The organism is Stenotrophomonas maltophilia, from assembly GCF_001676385.1.
Lineage (GTDB): Bacteria > Pseudomonadota > Gammaproteobacteria > Xanthomonadales > Xanthomonadaceae > Stenotrophomonas > Stenotrophomonas maltophilia_J.
In genome coordinates this window covers 59,533-77,254 of the sequence record NZ_LYVJ01000008.1, presented here as the reverse complement: position 1 = coordinate 77,254, position 17,722 = coordinate 59,533, and the positions used below count along the sequence as shown (strand labels likewise).

At 63.8% G+C, this 17,722-nt stretch carries 14 protein-coding genes; all 14 read right to left on the bottom strand.

The window, feature by feature from the left end; translation table 11 throughout:
* Nucleotides 1–5: 5 nt before the first annotated feature.
* Nucleotides 6–740, bottom strand: coding sequence for a 30S ribosomal protein S3 (gene rpsC, locus A9K58_RS11605; RefSeq protein WP_065199507.1), 735 nt, complete (start codon nucleotides 738–740; stop codon nucleotides 6–8).
* Between the two features lie 18 nt (nucleotides 741–758).
* Complete coding sequence (gene rplV / locus A9K58_RS11600; protein WP_080375339.1) at nucleotides 759–1,094, bottom strand: 50S ribosomal protein L22; 336 nt, start codon at nucleotides 1,092–1,094, stop codon at nucleotides 759–761.
* 12 nt (nucleotides 1,095–1,106) lie between these two features.
* On the bottom strand, nucleotides 1,107–1,376 hold the full coding sequence (gene rpsS / locus A9K58_RS11595; protein WP_005415413.1) for a 30S ribosomal protein S19: 270 nt from the start codon (nucleotides 1,374–1,376) through the stop codon (nucleotides 1,107–1,109).
* Between the two features lie 6 nt (nucleotides 1,377–1,382).
* The gene (gene rplB / locus A9K58_RS11590) at nucleotides 1,383–2,210 is read right to left on the bottom strand and encodes a 50S ribosomal protein L2 (protein ID WP_053519741.1); all 828 of its coding nucleotides are present in this window, start codon (nucleotides 2,208–2,210) and stop codon (nucleotides 1,383–1,385) included.
* A gap of 10 nt (nucleotides 2,211–2,220) precedes the next feature.
* A complete protein-coding gene (rplW, locus tag A9K58_RS11585) occupies nucleotides 2,221–2,520 on the bottom strand; it encodes a 50S ribosomal protein L23 (protein WP_004145338.1) in 300 nt (99 codons plus the stop codon).
* Nucleotides 2,517–3,122, bottom strand: coding sequence for a 50S ribosomal protein L4 (rplD, locus tag A9K58_RS11580; protein WP_065199506.1), 606 nt, complete (start codon nucleotides 3,120–3,122; stop codon nucleotides 2,517–2,519). The genes rplW and rplD overlap by 4 nt, the downstream gene beginning before the upstream one ends.
* A 12-nt stretch (nucleotides 3,123–3,134) precedes the next feature.
* Nucleotides 3,135–3,785, bottom strand: coding sequence for a 50S ribosomal protein L3 (gene rplC, locus A9K58_RS11575; protein WP_065199505.1), 651 nt, complete (start codon nucleotides 3,783–3,785; stop codon nucleotides 3,135–3,137).
* An 11-nt stretch (nucleotides 3,786–3,796) separates the two neighbouring features.
* Nucleotides 3,797–4,108 (bottom strand): 30S ribosomal protein S10, encoded by a 312-nt coding sequence (gene rpsJ, locus A9K58_RS11570; protein ID WP_005408208.1) that lies wholly within the window; start codon nucleotides 4,106–4,108, stop codon nucleotides 3,797–3,799.
* 332 nt (nucleotides 4,109–4,440) lie between these two features.
* A complete protein-coding gene (gene tuf / locus A9K58_RS11565) occupies nucleotides 4,441–5,631 on the bottom strand; it encodes an elongation factor Tu (protein ID WP_065199504.1) in 1,191 nt (396 codons plus the stop codon).
* Between the two features lie 52 nt (nucleotides 5,632–5,683).
* A complete protein-coding gene (gene fusA / locus A9K58_RS11560) occupies nucleotides 5,684–7,825 on the bottom strand; it encodes an elongation factor G (protein WP_065199503.1) in 2,142 nt (713 codons plus the stop codon).
* A gap of 141 nt (nucleotides 7,826–7,966) precedes the next feature.
* Nucleotides 7,967–8,440, bottom strand: a complete 474-nt coding sequence (rpsG, locus tag A9K58_RS11555; protein ID WP_053519957.1) for a 30S ribosomal protein S7 — start codon at nucleotides 8,438–8,440, stop codon at nucleotides 7,967–7,969.
* Between the two features lie 12 nt (nucleotides 8,441–8,452).
* Nucleotides 8,453–8,827 (bottom strand): 30S ribosomal protein S12, encoded by a 375-nt coding sequence (rpsL, locus tag A9K58_RS11550; RefSeq protein ID WP_004145320.1) that lies wholly within the window; start codon nucleotides 8,825–8,827, stop codon nucleotides 8,453–8,455.
* Nucleotides 8,828–9,160: 333 nt separating this feature from the next.
* Entirely contained in the window at nucleotides 9,161–13,384 is a 4,224-nt protein-coding gene (rpoC, locus tag A9K58_RS11545) for a DNA-directed RNA polymerase subunit beta' (RefSeq protein WP_065199502.1), read from the bottom strand.
* Between the two features lie 87 nt (nucleotides 13,385–13,471).
* Nucleotides 13,472–17,626, bottom strand: a complete 4,155-nt coding sequence (gene rpoB, locus A9K58_RS11540) for a DNA-directed RNA polymerase subunit beta (RefSeq protein ID WP_065199501.1) — start codon at nucleotides 17,624–17,626, stop codon at nucleotides 13,472–13,474.
* Nucleotides 17,627–17,722: the final 96 nt, after the last annotated feature.

Genomic DNA, 17,722 nt, shown 5'->3' with positions numbered 1-17,722 from the left:
TGTCGTTACCTCGCTTCACGGGCCGGGCGCTGACGGTCACCACGGTCGCCGCGATCGTGACGATCGTTGCGCGACGGGGCGTCGTCCTGCTTTTCCTGGCCAACCTGGGAGAAATCGAAGACTTCGCCCTTGTAGATCCAGACCTTGATGCCGATGATGCCGTAGGTCGTCTTGGCTTCAGCGAAGCCATAGTCGATGTCGGCACGCAGGGTGTGCAGCGGCACGCGGCCTTCGCGGTACCACTCCGAACGGGCGATTTCCGCACCGTTGAGGCGGCCGCCGACGTTGACCTTGATGCCCAGGGCACCCAGGCGCATCGCATTGCCGACCGCACGCTTCATGGCGCGGCGGAACATGATGCGACGCTCCAGCTGCTGGGCGATCGACTCGGCAACCAGCTGTGCGTCCAGCTCCGGCTTGCGCACTTCGGTGACGTTGATGTGCGCCGGGACGCCCATCATGTCGCTCACTTCCTTGCGCAGCTTCTCGATGTCCTCACCGCGCTTGCCGATCACCACGCCCGGACGGGCGGTGTGGATCGTCACGCGGGCGGTCTTGGCCGGACGCTCGATCAGGATCTTGCTGATGCCGGCCTGCGCCAGCTTCTTGCGCAGCATTTCGCGCACTTTCAGGTCGGCTGCCAGGTAACCAGCGAACTCGGCCTTGTTGGCGTACCACTTGGAGTTCCAGTCCTTGGAAATACCGAGACGGATACCAATCGGATGAACTTTATGACCCATGGTCTTTTCCTTATCCGCTTACTTGCCGGCGCCCACAACCACAGTGATGTGGCTGGTGCGCTTGAGGATGCGGGTACCGCGGCCTTTCGCCCGCGCCATGAAACGCTTCAGGGTCGGACCCTCATCAACCATGATGGTCTGAACCTTCAGCTCGTCGACGTCGGCGCCCTGGTTGTTCTCGGCGTTGGCAATTGCCGACTCCACCACCTTCTTGATCAGGTGGGCAGCCTTCTTGTCCGAGAACTTCAGCAGGTTGACCGCACGTTCGGCCGGCAGACCGCGCACCTGGTCAGCAACCAGGCGAGCCTTCTGCGGGGAGATGCGCGCAGTGCGCAGGATGGCTTTCGCTTCCATTGTCATCTCTCCTTACTTGCCCGACTTCTTGTCACCACCGTGACCCTTGAAGGTCCGGGTGATGGCAAATTCGCCGAGCTTGTGGCCGACCATGTTCTCGTTGACGAGAACCGGGATGTGGTTCTTGCCGTTATGCACGGCAATGGTGATGCCTACCATGTCAGGCAGGATCATCGAACGGCGCGACCAGGTCTTGATCGGCTTCTTGCTGCCCGCAGCGGCCTCCACCTTCTTGACGAGGTGGTGATCGACGAACGGGCCCTTCTTGAGTGAACGTGCCATGGTCGATTAGCCCCTACGATCGCGGACGATGAACTGCTGAGTGCGCTTGTTATGGCGCGTCTTGTAACCCTTGGTCGGGACACCCCACGGGGTGACCGGATGCGGATTACCCTGGCCGGCCTTCGCCTCACCACCACCGTGCGGGTGGTCAACCGGGTTCATGGCAGCACCACGAACGGTCGGGCGGACGCCGCGCCAGCGCTTGGCACCGGCCTTGCCCAGCTTTTCCAGGCTGTGCTCGTCGTTGCCGACTTCGCCGATGGTGGCGCAGCACTCGACCGGAACCTTGCGCATTTCACCCGAGCGCAGGCGCAGGGTGGCGTAGATGCCTTCACGAGCCACCAGCTGCACGGCCGCACCGGCGGCGCGAGCGATCTGGGCGCCCTTGCCCGGCTTCAGCTCGATGCAGTGGATGGTGGTACCGACCGGGATGTTGCGCAGCGGCAGGGTGTTGCCGGCCTTGATCGGGGCGTCCGAACCAGCGATCACCTGATCACCGGCCTTCAGGCCCTTCGGGGCGATGATGTAGCGGCGCTCACCGTCGACGTAGCACAGCAGGGCGATGTGGGCGGTGCGGTTCGGATCGTATTCGATGCGTTCCACGCGCGCCGGGATGCCCAGCTTGTTGCGCTTGAAGTCGATGATGCGGTAGTGCTGCTTGTGGCCACCACCCACGTGACGGGTGGTGATGCGGCCGTGGTGGTTACGACCACCCGAGCGGCTCTGCGACTCGACCAGGGCAGCGTGCGGAGCACCCTTGTGCAGGTCGGGCGTGACCACGCGCACGGCCGAACGGCGGCCGGGAGAAGTGGGCTTGAATTTCATCAATGGCATGGGATGTACCTCAGGCCTTGGCCGTTACATCGATCGACTGGCCATCGGCCAGGCGAACGTACGCCTTGCGCCAATCGCCGCGGCGGCCAGCACGGTTACGGAAGGACTTGTTCTTGCCCTTGACGTTGACCACGTTGACGGCTTCGACCTTGACGTCGAACAGCTGCTCGACCGCGGCCTTTACATCGGCCTTGGTGGCTTCGTTCGAAACTTCGAAGACATACTGGTTGGAGAGTTCCTGCAGGCGCGCGGTCTTTTCCGAGACACGCGGGGCACGCAGCACGCTGAAGATTTTTTCGTTGCTGTTCATGCCAGCCACTCCTCGACCTTCTTGACCGCGTCAGCGGTGATGACGACCGTGTCGGCACCGACCAGCGACACCGGGTCCAGGCCCTGGACGTCACGCACCTGCACGTACGGCAGATTGCGGGCGGACAGGTACAGGTGCTCGGAGGCCTCTTCGGTGACGATCAGCGGGCGCTTGCCCACTTCCAGGCCGGCCAGCTTGGCAACCAGACCCTTCGTGCTGGTGGCTTCGACGTCGAAGGCCTCCACGATGGTCAGGCGACCCTGGCGGTTCAGCTCGGACAGGATCGCGCACATGGCGGCACGGTACTGCTTACGATTGACCTTCTGCTCGAAGCTGCGCGGCTTGGCCGCGAAGGTGACACCGCCGCCGACGAAGATCGGAGCCGTCAGTGCGCCATGACGCGCGCCGCCGCCCTTCTGCTTCTTCGACTTCTTGGTGGTACCAGCCACTTCGGAGCGAGTCTTCTGCGCCTTGGTGCCGGCGCGACCGGCGTTGCGGTAAGCAACGACGACCTGGTGGACCAGATCTTCGCTGAAATCGCGACCGAACACGGCGTCGGAGACCGAGACCTTGTTGTTGCTACCCGTGATAACGAGTTCCATCGTCATCTCTCCTTATGCCTTGCTCGCCGGACGGACGATCACATCGCCACCCGCCGCGCCCGGAACGGCGCCGCGAACCGCGATCAGACCGCGCTCGACGTCGACCTTGACCACTTCCAGGTTCTGGGTGCTCTGCTGCACCGCGCCCATGTGGCCCGACATCTTCTTGCCCGGGAAAACGCGACCCGGGGTCTGGCGCTGGCCCAGCGAACCCGGCGCGCGATGCGACAGCGAGTTACCGTGGGTTGCATCGCCCATACGGAAGTTGTGGCGCTTGATGGTGCCCTGGAAGCCCTTACCCTTGGTGACACCCTGGACGTCGACGATCTGGCCGACTTCGAAGATGTCCGCCTTGATTTCGCCGCCGACGGCGAAATCGCCGAGCTGCGCGTCCTCAACGCGGAATTCCCACAGGCCACGACCCGCTTCCACCTTCGCCTTGGCGAAGTGGCCGGCTTCCGGCTTGTTGACCAGGGCAGCGCGACGCGCGCCGACGGTCACCTGCACGGCGCTGTAGCCGTCGGTCTCGACGGTCTTGATCTGCGCGATGCGGTTCGGGGTGGCTTCGATCAGGGTCACCGGGATGGAACGACCATCTTCGGTGAACACGCGGCTCATGCCGGCCTTGCGGCCCACGAAGCCCAACGAATACTTCTTCGTCATGGTCGTAGTCCTCAGGTCAGCTTGATCTGAACGTCGACGCCGGCAGCCAGTTCGAGCTTCATCAGCGCGTCCACGGTCTTGTCATTCGGGTCAACGATATCGAGCACGCGCTTGTGCGTGCGGGTCTCGTACTGGTCACGCGCGTCCTTGTCGACGTGCGGGGAGACGAGAACGGTGTAGCGCTCGATCTTGGTCGGCAGCGGGATTGGGCCACGCACTTGCGCGCCGGTCCGCTTTGCCGTTTCAACGATCTCGCTGGCCGAACGGTCGATCAGACGATGATCGAACGCTTTCAGCCGGATCCGGATCTTTTGGTCCGCCATGGCGGTAGGTTCCTTCGTTAAAAGAGCGACAGACAAAGCCTCTGGGTTGCTTTGCCCCATGAAATTCCTGAATACGGACGGCCCGCACTCCCGCAGGCCGCCAAGGTCAATCCGTAGACCTCAAAAACGTAGGCAGACCAGTTTCCCGGCCTGCCCAGACGAAGAAGCATAATGGCACACAAGGCAGCTGTCAACAGTCACCTGTTGACGCCGCCTGAATGGCATTGACCCTTCCTGGTCCGGGGAACACAAGGCACGTCCTGTGCCTGCTTTCCCATTTGATACGCCCCGATGCCCTACCCAGGCAACATCGGGGCGCAGATACTACCAGATTACTTGATGATCTTCGAGACCACGCCGGCGCCGACGGTACGGCCACCTTCGCGGATGGCGAAGCGCAGGCCTTCGTCCATCGCCACCGGGTTGATCAGGGTGACGGTCATCTTGACGTTGTCACCCGGCATCACCATTTCGACGCCTTCCGGCAGCTTGGCAGCGCCGGTGATGTCGGTGGTGCGGAAGTAGAACTGCGGGCGGTAGCCGTTGAAGAACGGGGTGTGGCGGCCGCCTTCGTCCTTCGACAGCACGTACACTTCGCCTTCGAACTCGGTGTGCGGGGTGATGGTGCCCGGCTTGGCCAGAACCTGGCCGCGCTCGACGTCATCACGCTTGGTGCCGCGCAGCAGCAGACCGGCGTTGTCACCTGCCTGGCCCTGGTCCAGCAGCTTGCGGAACATTTCCACGCCGGTGACGGTGGTCTTCTGGGTCGGACGGATACCGACGATTTCGATTTCGTCACCGACCTTGATCACGCCACGCTCGATACGACCGGTCACCACGGTGCCGCGGCCCGAGATCGAGAACACGTCTTCCACCGGCATCAGGAACGGCTTGTCGATCGCACGCTCCGGCTCCGGAATCCAGCTGTCCAGCGCGTCGACCAGCTTCAGGATGGCCGGCACGCCGATGTCGCTCTGGTCGCCTTCCAGCGCCAGGCGGGCCGAACCGGCGATGATCGGGGTGTCGTCGCCCGGGAACTCGTACTTGCTCAGCAGCTCGCGCACTTCCATCTCGACCAGCTCGAGCAGCTCGGCGTCGTCGACCATGTCGGCCTTGTTCAGGAACACCACGATGTACGGCACGCCGACCTGGCGCGACAGCAGGATGTGCTCGCGGGTCTGCGGCATCGGGCCGTCAGCGGCCGAGCACACCAGGATCGCACCGTCCATCTGGGCGGCACCGGTGATCATGTTCTTGACGTAGTCAGCGTGGCCCGGGCAGTCAACGTGGGCGTAGTGACGGATCGGGGATTCGTATTCGACGTGCGCGGTCGAGATCGTGATACCACGAGCCTTTTCTTCCGGCGCGGCGTCGATCGAGGAGTAGTCCTTGAACTCGCCACCGAAGCGCTCGGCACCGATCTTGGTCAGTGCGGCGGTCAGCGTGGTCTTGCCGTGGTCGACGTGACCGATGGTGCCGACGTTGACGTGCGGCTTGGTGCGCTCGAACTTACCCTTTGCCATTTTTCTTTACCTTGATTGTTCGTAAGTGGTTTCAAGAGAGGCTGAGCGAGGCTCAGCCCTTCTTCATGACGGCTTCGGCGATGTTGGTCGGAGCCGGCTCGTAGTGATCGAATTCCATGGTGAAGGTGGCGCGGCCCTGGGTCTGCGAACGCAGCGCAGTGGCGTAGCCGAACATTTCACCCAGCGGGATCATCGCGTTGATGATGCTGGCCGAACCGTCACCGGTGGTGTCGGAACCCTGCAGCACGCCGCGACGACGGCTGACGTCGCCCATCACGTCACCCTGGTAATCCTCCGGGGTCACGATCTCGACCTTCATGATCGGCTCCAGCAGCACCGGCTTGGCCTTGGCGAAGCCCTGCTTGAAGGCCATCGACGAAGCCAGCTTGAACGCCATTTCCGAGGAGTCGACGTCGTGGTACGAACCGAACACCAGCTTCACCTTGACGTCCACGACCGGGAAGCCAGCCAGCGGGCCGCTGGTGATGGTTTCGCGCAGGCCCTTTTCAACCGACGGAATGAATTCCTTCGGGATCACACCGCCGGTGATGTCGTTGATGAACAGGAAGTCGTCCTTGATCATCGGAGCGATCTTCGGATCGGCACGGTCTTCAGCGGTGATCGGCGACAGCTCGATCACGACGTGACCGTACTGGCCCTTACCACCGGACTGCTTGGCGTGCTTGTAGTCCGACTTGACGTCGGCCAGGGTGATGGTTTCGCGGTAGGCCACCTGCGGCGCGCCGACGTTGGCTTCAACGTTGAACTCGCGCTTCAGGCGGTCGACGATGATGTCCAGGTGCAGCTCGCCCATGCCCGAGATGATGGTCTGGCCGGATTCTTCGTCGGTCTTGACGCGGAACGACGGATCTTCCTGCGCCAGGCGGCCCAGCGCCAGGCCCATCTTTTCCTGGTCCGACTTGGTCTTCGGCTCGACGGCCATCGAGATCACCGGCTCCGGGAACGTCATGCGCTCCAGGATGATCGGGGCATCCACGGCGCACAGGGTGTCACCGGTGGTGGTGTCCTTCAGGCCCACGGCGGCAGCGATGTCACCGGCCAGAACTTCCTTGATTTCCTCGCGGTTGTTCGAGTGCATCTGCAGGATGCGGCCGATGCGCTCCTTCTTGCCCTTCACCGAGTTCAGCACGGTGTCGCCACCGTTCAGGGTGCCCGAGTAGACACGGAAGAAGGTCAGCGCGCCGACGAACGGGTCGGTGATGATCTTGAAGGCCAGCGACGAGAACGGCGCCTTGTCGTCCGACTTGCGGGTCATTTCGACGGTGTCGTCGTCAACGTCCACGCCCTTCACGTCCGGCACGTCGACCGGCGACGGCAGCAGCTGGATCACGCCGTCCAGCATCGCCTGCACGCCCTTGTTCTTGAAGGCCGAGCCGCAGTACATCGGCACGATCTCGGTGGCCAGGGTGCGGGTACGCAGCGCGTTGATGATCTCGGACTCGGCCAGCTCTTCGCCGCCCAGGTACTTTTCCATCAACTCTTCGTTGGCTTCGGCAGCGGTCTCGACCATGAACTGGCGAGCCTCTTCCGCAGCCGCCTGCAGTTCGGCCGGGATGTCGCTGTACTCGAACTTCATGCCCTGCGAGGCTTCATCCCAGTGGATGGCCTTCATCTTCAGCAGGTCGACAACGCCCTTGAAGTTGTCTTCAGCGCCGATCGGCAGCTGCATCGGCACGGCGACCGCGCCCAGCTTGGCCTTCAGCTGGCCGACGACCTTCTGGAAGTTGGCACCGGTGCGGTCCATCTTGTTGACGAACGCGATGCGCGGCACGTGGTACTTGTTGGCCTGGCGCCACACGGTTTCCGACTGCGGCTGCACGCCACCCACGGCACACAGGACGAAGACGGCACCGTCGAGCACGCGCAGCGAGCGCTCCACTTCGATGGTGAAGTCGACGTGCCCGGGGGTGTCGATGATGTTGAAGCGGTGCTCCGGCAGGGACTTGTCCATGCCCTTCCAGAACGCGGTGGTCGCAGCGGACTGGATCGTGATGCCACGCTCCTGCTCCTGCTCCATCCAGTCCATGGTGGCGGCGCCATCGTGCACTTCACCGATCTTGTGGCTCTTGCCGGTGTAGAACAGGATGCGCTCGGACGTGGTGGTCTTGCCGGCATCGATGTGAGCCATGATGCCGAAGTTACGGTAACGCTCGATGGGAGTGGAACGGGCCACGGGAGCCTCTCAGATTTCTTGGATTTCGGATGGCCGAACGCCGCCTTTCGGCGGCCTTCGGGTTGGCGCAGTCCTTCTGGGACCGCGAGGCAGCACGCACCGAAGTGGTGCTGCCCTGCCTGTTTTACAAGGCCGTCAAACTCACCAGCGGTAGTGGGCGAATGCCTTGTTGGCTTCGGCCATGCGGTGGGTTTCTTCGCGCTTCTTGATGGCGCCGCCACGGTTTTCCGAGGCATCGATCAGTTCAGCCGCCAGCTTCTTCGGCATGGTGTTCTCGCCACGCTTGCGCGCGGAGTCGATCAGCCAGCGCATGGCCAGGGCCATCTTGCGCGAGGCACGGACTTCGACCGGCACCTGGTAGGTGGCACCGCCGACGCGACGCGACTTGACCTCGACCGCCGGAGCGACGTTGTCCAGCGCCTTCTGCACCAGTTCGATGGCGTTGGCGCTGCTGTTCTTCTCGGTGATCACGTCCATGGCGCCGTACACGATCTTCTCGGCGACGGACTTCTTGCCGCTCTGCATGACCATGTTGATGAAGCGGGCGATGGTTTCGCTTCCGTGCTTCGGATCGGGCAGGACGGAACGCTGCGGAGTATTACCCTTACGCGACATTGTGCTCTCTCCTTATGCCTTCGGACGCTTGGCGCCGTACTTGGAACGGGCCTGGCGACGCTTGGCAACGCCGGCGGCGTCGAGCGAGCCACGAACAGTGTGGTAACGCACACCCGGCAGGTCCTTGACGCGACCGCCGCGGATCAGGACCACGGAGTGCTCCTGCAGGTTGTGGCCTTCACCGCCGATGTAGGAAATCACTTCTTCCTGGTTGGTCAGGCGAACCTTGGCAACCTTGCGCAGAGCCGAGTTCGGCTTCTTCGGAGTGGTGGTGTAGACACGGGTGCAGACGCCACGGCGCTGCGGGCACTTGTCGAGCGCCGGCGAGGCACTCTTGTAGGTGGTCGCTTGCCGCGGCTTGCGGACCAGCTGGTTGATCGTCGCCATCAGTAGGTTCTTCTGATTGGTGGCCGGAAAATCCGACCAGAGATGCGGAAATGTTAAAGCAGGCCGGAATTCTGGCCTGCTGAGACAGACGATTGTAGCAACCTGCCAAGAACGCAGTCAAACGCGCCTTGTCAAGCCCGTCCCTGATCCCGGGACGTTACTGGGGGGCCTCCATGTACCCCGTTCAGGTTCGGCGGGCGTTTCCGTGTGCGAAGCGGCCTGCCGTTACAGCCAGGCAGGGCGGCCTGCGCCACCCTACCCTTCAAACGTCACCCGAGCATGGCCAGGGTGCTGCAACAAAGGTGGTCCGGCCCTGCGGCCGGACCGGATACCTCATTCTTCGCCCGAGGCCTGTTCAGTCTCGGCTTCAACGGCCGGAGCCTCGACCGCAGCCGGGGTGCCGGCCAGGGTCTGCATCTCCGACTCGGTGAGACCGGTGGCGCCACGGCGGCGCTGGCTGTGATACGCCAGGCCGGTACCGGCCGGAATCAGGCGGCCGACGATCACGTTTTCCTTCAGGCCACGCAGGTTGTCCGAGGTGCCGCGGACGGCCGCTTCGGTCAGCACGCGGGTCGTCTCCTGGAACGACGCGGCCGAAATGAACGACTCGGTCGCCAGCGAGGCCTTGGTGATGCCCAGCAGCACCGGATCGAACCGGGCCGGGAGCTCGTTGCGGGCCGACAGGCGCGCATTCTCCTCGATCACGCGCTGGCGCTCCACCTGCTCGCCGTTCAGGAACTTGCTGCTGCCCTGGTCGGTGATCTCGACCTTGCGCAGCATCTGGCGGGTGATCACCTCGATGTGCTTGTCGTTGATCTTCACGCCCTGCAGGCGGTACACGTCCTGGATTTCCTTCACCAGGTAGGCGGCCAGCGGCTCCACGCCCAGCAGGCGCAGGATGTCCTGCGGGCTCGGCTCGCCGTCCACGATGGTTTCACCCTTGGTGACATGCTCGCCTTCGAACACGATGACCTGGCGGTACTTCGGGATCAGCTCTTCGTGCTCCGAACCGTCGGTGTCCTTGATGATCAGGCGCTGCTTGCCCTTGGTGTCCTTGCCGAAGCTGATGATGCCCGAACGCTCGGCCAGCACCGCCGGATCCTTCGGCTTGCGCGCTTCGAACAGGTCGGCCACGCGCGGCAGACCACCGGTGATGTCGCGGGTCTTCGACGCTTCCTGCGGGATCTTGGCGACGACGTCGCCCACGCCCACCGGGGCGCCGTCCTGCAGGTTGACGATCGAACGCGGCGGCAGCAGGTACTGCGCCGGCAGGTCGGTGCCCGGGATCGACAGGTCGTTGCCCTTGGCATCGACGATGCGGACCAGCGGACGCAGATCCTTGCCCTGCGAGCCACGACGCTTCGGGTCGGTGATTTCACGCGACGCCAGGCCGGTCAGTTCATCGGTCTTCTCGATGACGGTGATGCCGTCGATGAAGTCCACGAAGCGCACGAAACCGGCCACTTCCGAAACGATCGGGTGGTTGTGCGGATCCCAGTTGGCCACGGTCTGGCCAGCCTTGACCGCATCACCGTCCTTGGAGGTGATGTTGGCACCGTAAGGCAGCTTGTAACGCTCACGCTCGCGACCGTGCGCATCGAGCACCGAGATTTCGCCCGAGCGCGACACTGCCACCAGCGAGCCATTTGCGTGCTCGACCGACTTCAGGTTGTTGAACTTGACCGAACCGGTGGTCTTGACGGTGATGTTGTCGACCGCAGCCGCTCGCGACGCCGCGCCACCGATGTGGAACGTACGCATGGTCAGCTGGGTACCCGGCTCACCGATCGACTGCGCGGCGATCACGCCGACCGCTTCACCGATGTTGACCAGGTGGCCACGGGCCAGATCGCGGCCGTAGCAGCGCGAGCAGACGCCGAACGCCGATTCGCAGGAGATGGTCGAGCGGACCTTGATGGTCTGCACGCCGGCATCTTCCAGCCTGGCAACCCACTGTTCATCCAGCAGGGTGTTGCGGGTCACGATCGGGTCTTCGTCGTTGCCCGGCAGGAACACGTCCTCGGCCACGACGCGGCCCAGCACGCGATCCTTCAACGGCTCGACCACGTCGCCGCCTTCCACGATCGGGGTCATGGTCAGGCCGTCGGTGGTCCCGCAGTCGACCTCGGTGATCACCACGTCCTGCGCGACGTCGACCAGGCGACGGGTCAGGTAACCGGAGTTCGCGGTCTTCAGCGCGGTATCGGCCAGGCCCTTGCGGGCACCGTGGGTGGAGTTGAAGTACTCCTGCACGTTCAGGCCTTCGCGGAAGTTCGCCTTGATGGGCGTCTCGATGATCGAGCCGTCCGGGCGAGCCATCAGGCCACGCATGCCAGCCAGCTGGCGGATCTGCGCCTGGCTGCCTCGCGCACCGGAGTCGGCCATGATGTACAGCGAGTTCATCGACTTCTGGTCGATGGTCTCACCCTTGGCATTGACCACCTTCTCGGTACCGATGGTGTCCATCATCGCCTTGGCGATGCGCTCATTGGTGCGCGACCAGATGTCGACCACCTTGTTGTAGCGCTCGCCGGCGGTGACCAGGCCCGACTGGTACTGTTCCTGGATTTCCAGCACTTCGGCCTCGGCCTCGGTGAGGATGCCCTTCTTCTCGTCCGGGATCAGCATGTCGTCGATGCCGATCGAGACGCCGGCGCGGGTCGCGTAGGCGAAGCCGGTGTACATCAGCTTGTCGGCGAACACGACCGTGTCCTTCAGGCCGAGCTGGCGGTAGCTGGAGTTGATCAGGCGGCTGATGTTCTTCTTGGTCAGCTCGACATTGGCCAGCGCGAACGGCAGGCCCTCCGGCAGGATTTCAGCCAGCAGGGCGCGACCGATCGTGGTATCCACGATCGAGGTCCTGTTCTGCTTGTTGCCGTCCTCGTCGGTCACCACCTCGGTGATGCGGACCTTGACCTTGGCGTGCAGTTCCACCACGCGGTTGTCGTAGGCGCGCTTGACCTCGGCGATGTTGGCGAAGGCCATGCCCTCGCCCTTCTTGTTTTCCAGCGAGCGGGTCATGTAGTACAGACCCAGCACCACGTCCTGCGACGGCACGATGATCGGCTCGCCGTTGGCCGGCGACAGGATGTTGTTGGTCGACATCATCAGCGCACGCGCTTCCAGCTGGGCTTCCAGCGAGAGCGGCACGTGGACGGCCATCTGGTCACCGTCGAAGTCGGCGTTGAACGCGGTGCAGACCAGCGGGTGCAGCTGGATGGCCTTGCCTTCGATCAGCACCGGCTCGAACGCCTGGATGCCCAGGCGGTGCAGGGTCGGCGCACGGTTCAGCATCACCGGATGCTCGCGGATGACCTCTTCCAGGATGTCCCAGACTTCGGCTTCTTCGCGCTCGACCAGCTTCTTGGCGGCCTTGATGGTGGTGGCCAGGCCACGGCGCTGCAGCTTGGCGAAGACGAACGGCTTGAACAGCTCCAGCGCCATCTTCTTCGGCAGGCCGCACTGGTGCAGGCGCAGGTACGGGCCGACCACGATGACCGAACGGCCCGAGTAGTCGACGCGCTTGCCGAGCAGGTTCTGGCGGAAGCGGCCCTGCTTGCCCTTGATCATGTCGGCCAGCGACTTCAGCGGGCGCTTGTTGGTGCCGGTGATGGCACGGCCGCGACGGCCGTTGTCCAGCAGCGCATCGACCGATTCCTGCAGCATGCGCTTTTCATTGCGCACGATGATGTCCGGCGCGCTCAGTTCGAGCAGGCGGCGCAGGCGGTTGTTGCGGTTGATGACGCGGCGGTACAGGTCGTTCAGATCGGAGGTCGCGAAACGGCCGCCGTCCAGCGGGACCAGCGGACGCAGGTCCGGCGGCAGCACCGGCAGCACGGTCATGACCATCCACTCCGGACGGTTGCCCGATTCCAGGAAGGCTTCGATCAGCTTGATGCGCTTGGTGAGGCGCTTGAGCTTGGTTTCCGAACCGGTGGCGGCGATTTCCTCGCGCAGGCGGGTCATTTCCGACTGCAGGTCGATCGTGCGCAGCAGCTCGTAGACCGCTTCGGCGCCCATGGCAGCGTCGAAGTCGTCACCGTGTTCCTGGCGGGCCTGCAGGTACTGCTCTTCGGTCAGCAGCTGGCGGCGCTCCAGGGCCGTCAGGCCCGGCTCGGTCACCACGTACGCTTCGAAGTACAGCACGCGCTCGATGTCACGCAGGGTCATGTCCAGCATCAGGCCGATGCGCGACGGCAGCGACTTCAGGAACCAGATGTGCGCGACCGGCGAGGCCAGGTCGATGTGGCCCATGCGCTCGCGGCGCACCTTGGCCAGGGTCACTTCGGTGCCGCACTTCTCGCAGACCACGCCGCGGTGCTTCATGCGCTTGTACTTGCCGCACAGGCACTCGTAGTCCTTCACCGGGCCGAAGATCGCGGCGCAGAACAGGCCGTCGCGTTCCGGCTTGAAGGTACGGTAGTTGATGGTTTCCGGCTTCTTCACTTCGCCGAAGGACCACGAACGGATCAGGTCCGGCGAGGCCAGCGCGATCTTGATCGCGTCGAAGTCCAGCGTCTGGCGCTGCTGGTTGAAGAGGTTGAGCAGGTCTTTCATGGTGTTCTCCAGAAGGAGGAATGCTGTGTCGATGGGCTTTCAGGTCACTGCCAGCGGCGCGGCGGCGGGCCGCCGCGCCGGCATGGATCAGTTGTCTTCCAGTTCCATGTTGATGGCCAGCGAGCGGATTTCCTTCACGAGCACGTTGAAGGATTCCGGCATGCCCGCGACCATCTCGTGCTCACCGTCGACGATGTTCTTGTACATCTGGTTGCGGCCCTGCACGTCATCGGACTTCACCGTCAGCATTTCCTGCAGGGTGTAGGCCGCGCCGTAGGCTTCCAGCGCCCAGACTTCCATTTCACCGAAGCGCTGGCCGCCGAACTGCGCCTTGCCGCCCAGCGGCTGCTGGGTGACGAGCGAGTACGGGCCGGTCGAACGGGCGTGCATCTTGTCGTCGACCAGGTGGTTCAGCTTCAGGTAGTGCATGTAACCGACGGTGGTGTGGCGATCGAACGCTTCACCGGTGCGGCCGTCGTACAGCTGGGTCTGGCCACTGCTCGGCAGGTCGGCCAGTTCCAGCATGCGCTTGATTTCCGCTTCGGTGGCGCCGTCGAACACCGGGGTGGCCATCGGCACGCCGTCGGTCAGGTTGCGGGCCAAGCGCAGCAGTTCCTCGTCGCTGAACTGCGACAGGTCGACACGGTTGGCCACGTTGGTGTCGTCGTGGTTGTAGATGTCGTCCAGGAACTTGCGCAGGTCGGCGACCGCAGCCTGGGCTTCCAGCATTGCCTGGATCTTGCGGCCCAGGCCCTTGGCTGCCCAGCCCAGGTGCACTTCCAGGATCTGGCCGATGTTCATGCGCGACGGCACGCCCAGCGGGTTCAACACGATGTCCACGGTTTCGCCCGAGGCCATGTACGGCATGTCCTCGACCGGCACCACGTTGGACACCACGCCCTTGTTGCCGTGGCGGCCTGCCATCTTGTCGCCCGGCTGGATGCGGCGCTTCACGGCCAGGAATACCTTGACCATCTTCAGCACACCCGGGGCGAGATCGTCACCGGCGGTGATCTTGCCGCGCTTGTCGGCGAAGCGACGCTCGAACTCCTTCTCGTGCGCCTGGATCTGCTTCTGGGCGCGCTCGATGGCCTCCGAAGCGTCCTCGTCCTTCATGCGCAGGGCGAACCAGTCAGCCTTCTTCAGGCCATCCAGGAACGCGTCGGTGATCACGTCACCCTTCTTCAGGCCGGCACCACCGTTGACCACCTTGCCCACGATCTGCGAGCGCAGGCGCATGTAGATGGCCGCTTCCAGGATGCGGAACTGGTCGTCGAAGTCCTTCTTGACGCGCTTGATTTCAGACTCTTCGATCTGGCGGGCACGCTTGTCCTTCTCGATGCCGTCGCGGGTGAAGACCTGCACGTCGATGACGGTGCCGTCCATGCCCGGCGGAACGCGCAGCGAGCTGTCCTTAACGTCCGAAGCCTTCTCGCCGAAGATCGCGCGCAGCAGCTTCTCTTCCGGGGTCAGCTGGCTTTCGCCCTTCGGGGTGACCTTGCCGACCAGGATGTCGCCGGCGCGGACTTCCGCACCGATGTACACCACGCCGCTCTCGTCCAGGCGGTTCAGCGCCTGCTCGGAGACGTTCGGGATGTCGGCGGAGATTTCCTCCGGTCCCAGCTTGGTGTCGCGCGCGACGCAGGTCAGCTCTTCGATGTGGATCGTGGTGTAGCGATCCTCTTCCACCACGCGCTCGGAGAGCAGGATGGAGTCTTCGAAGTTGTAGCCGTTCCACGGCATGAACGCGATCAGCATGTTCTGGCCCAGGGCCAGTTCGCCGATGTCGGTGGACGGGCCATCGGCCAGCACGTCGCCACGGGCGATGACGTCACCCACCTGGACCAGCGGGCGCTGGTTGATGCAGGTGTTCTGGTTCGAACGGGTGTACTTGACCAGGTTGTAGATGTCCACGCCTGCATCGGTGGCGCCAACGATCTCTTCCTCGTTGACCTTGACCACGATGCGGGCGGCGTCGATCTGCACGATCTCACCACCACGGCGGGCGTTCACGGTCACGCCGGAGTCACGCGCCACGGCGCGCTCGATACCGGTACCGACCAGCGGCTTCTGCGCACGCAGGGTCGGCACGGCCTGGCGCTGCATGTTGGCGCCCATCAGTGCACGGTTGGCGTCATCGTGCTCCAGGAACGGAACCAGCGCGGCCGCGATCGACACGGTCTGCATCGGCGAGACGTCCATGAAGTGCACTTCCGCCGGCGGCTTCAGCAGCGATTCGCCCTGGAAGCGGCACGGAACGAACTGCTCGGTCAGGGTGCCCTTGGCGTCGGTCAGCGCGTTGGCCTGCGCAATGACGTACTCGTTTTCTTCGATCGCCGACAGGAATTCGATCTCGTCGGAGACCTTGCCGTCCACGACCTTGCGGTACGGGGTCTCGAGGAAGCCGTACTGGTTGGTGCGGGCGTACACGGCCAGCGAGTTGATCAGGCCGATGTTCGGGCCTTCCGGGGTTTCGATGGTGCAGACGCGGCCGTAGTGGGTCGGGTGCACGTCGCGCACTTCGAAGCCGGCGCGCTCACGGGTCAGGCCGCCCGGGCCCAGCGCCGAGACGCGACGCTTGTGCGTCACTTCCGACAGCGGGTTGTTCTGGTCCATGAACTGCGACAGCTGCGAGGAACCGAAGAATTCCTTGATGGCAGCGGCGACCGGCTTGGCGTTGATCAGCTCCTGCGGGGTCAGGCCCTCGGACTCGGCCATCGACAGGCGCTCCTTGACCGCGCGCTCGACGCGCACCAGGCCCACGCGGAACACGTTCTCGGCCATTTCGCCGACCGAACGCACGCGGCGGTTGCCCAGGTGGTCGATATCGTCGACCACGCCGCGGCCGTTGCGGATCTCGGTCAGGACCTTGATCACGTCCAGGATGTCCGAGCTCTGGCCATGGGCGGCCACCAGGCGCTTGGACTCTTCGTCGTTGCGCTCGCCGAAGTACTTGCTGTCGTACAGCACGGCTTCGCCGGTGGTTTCCTTGCGGCCCACGCGACGGTTGAACTTCATGCGGCCGACCGCGGACAGGTCGTAGCGCTCGAAGGTGAAGAACAGGTTGTGGAACAGGTTCTGCGCGGCATCCTTGGTCGGCGGCTCGCCCGGGCGCATCATGCGGTAGATTTCGACCAGGGCTTCCAGCTGGGTCTTGGTCGGGTCGATGCGCAGGGTGTTGGACAGGTACGGGCCACGATCCAGGTCGTTCACCCACAGGGTACCGACCGCGTCAACGCCGGCCTTGCGGAAGTTCTGCAGCTGTTCGTCGCTGATCTCGTCGTTGGCCTGGGCCAGCAGTTCGCCGGTCGAGGCGTCGACCACGTCGTGCGACAGGATGCGGCCGACCAGGTAGTCGTCCGGCACGGCCAGGGCAGCGATGCCCGAGGCTTCCAGCTGCTTGATGTGGCGTGCGGTGATGCGCTTGCCGGCTTCCACGATGACCTTGTCGCCGTCGGCGAGGTCGAAGCCCAGGGTTTCGCCACGCAGGCGTTCCGGCACCAGCTCCAGCTGGACGCCTTCATCCGGGTTGATGTGGAAGGTGTTGATCTCGAAGAACTCGGCCAGCATCTCTTCGTTGCTGTAGCCAAGCGCGCGCAGCAGGATCGACACCGGCAGCTTGCGGCGACGGTCGATACGGGTGAACAGCGCGTCCTTCGGATCGAACTCGAAGTCCAGCCAGGAGCCGCGGTAGGGAATGATGCGGGCGCTGTACAGCAGCTTGCCCGAGCTGTGGGTCTTGCCGCGGTCGTGGTCGAAGAACACGCCCGGCGAGCGGTGCAGCTGGGAGACGATGACGCGCTCGGTGCCGTTGACGATGAAGGTGCCGTTCTCGGTCATCAGCGGGATTTCGCCCAGATAGACCTCCTGCTCCTTCACGTACTTGATGGCCTTGGTCGACGACTCGCGGTCGTAGATCACCAGGCGCACGGTCACGCGCAGCGGGGCGCCGTAGCTCATGCCACGCTGGCGGCACTCACGCTCGTCGAAGACCGGCTCGCCCAGCTTGTAGCCGACGTATTCCAGGGCGGCATTGCCGCTGTAGCTGGCGATCGGGAAGACCGACTTCAACGCAGCGTGCAGGCCGTGGTCCGAGCGCTTGGCCGGATCGACGTTTTCCTGCAGGAATTCACGATAGGAATCCACCTGGATGGCGAGCAGGAACGGCACTTCGAGGATCGAGCGCTGCTTGCCGAAATCCTTGCGGATACGCTTTTTTTCGGTGAACGAATAGGACGTCATGAGGTCTTCCACCTTGTTGTGCGGGCCGTGCGTCCACGACCCTGAAGGGAACTTGAAATTGTCAGTTGGAAGTCGCTGGTATTGCCGGCACCAGCA

What these genes read in the sequence shown, in the direction of transcription:
- rpsS (WP_005415413.1), bottom strand. Translation starts at nt 1,376, where the DNA reads ATGGCACGTTCACTCAAGAAGGGCCCGTTCGTCGATCACCACCTCGTC.
- rpsC (WP_065199507.1), bottom strand. Translation starts at nt 740, where the DNA reads ATGGGTCATAAAGTTCATCCGATTGGTATCCGTCTCGGTATTTCCAAG.
- rpoB (WP_065199501.1), bottom strand. Translation starts at nt 17,626, where the DNA reads ATGACGTCCTATTCGTTCACCGAAAAAAAGCGTATCCGCAAGGATTTC.
- rplV (WP_080375339.1), bottom strand. Translation starts at nt 1,094, where the DNA reads ATGGAAGCGAAAGCCATCCTGCGCACTGCGCGCATCTCCCCGCAGAAG.
- rplC (WP_065199505.1), bottom strand. Translation starts at nt 3,785, where the DNA reads ATGACGAAGAAGTATTCGTTGGGCTTCGTGGGCCGCAAGGCCGGCATG.
- rplD (WP_065199506.1), bottom strand. Translation starts at nt 3,122, where the DNA reads ATGGAACTCGTTATCACGGGTAGCAACAACAAGGTCTCGGTCTCCGAC.
- rpoC (WP_065199502.1), bottom strand. Translation starts at nt 13,384, where the DNA reads ATGAAAGACCTGCTCAACCTCTTCAACCAGCAGCGCCAGACGCTGGAC.
- rpsJ (WP_005408208.1), bottom strand. Translation starts at nt 4,108, where the DNA reads ATGGCGGACCAAAAGATCCGGATCCGGCTGAAAGCGTTCGATCATCGT.
- rplW (WP_004145338.1), bottom strand. Translation starts at nt 2,520, where the DNA reads ATGAACAGCAACGAAAAAATCTTCAGCGTGCTGCGTGCCCCGCGTGTC.
- rpsL (WP_004145320.1), bottom strand. Translation starts at nt 8,827, where the DNA reads ATGGCGACGATCAACCAGCTGGTCCGCAAGCCGCGGCAAGCGACCACC.
- tuf (WP_065199504.1), bottom strand. Translation starts at nt 5,631, where the DNA reads ATGGCAAAGGGTAAGTTCGAGCGCACCAAGCCGCACGTCAACGTCGGC.
- rplB (WP_053519741.1), bottom strand. Translation starts at nt 2,210, where the DNA reads ATGCCATTGATGAAATTCAAGCCCACTTCTCCCGGCCGCCGTTCGGCC.
- rpsG (WP_053519957.1), bottom strand. Translation starts at nt 8,440, where the DNA reads ATGTCGCGTAAGGGTAATACTCCGCAGCGTTCCGTCCTGCCCGATCCG.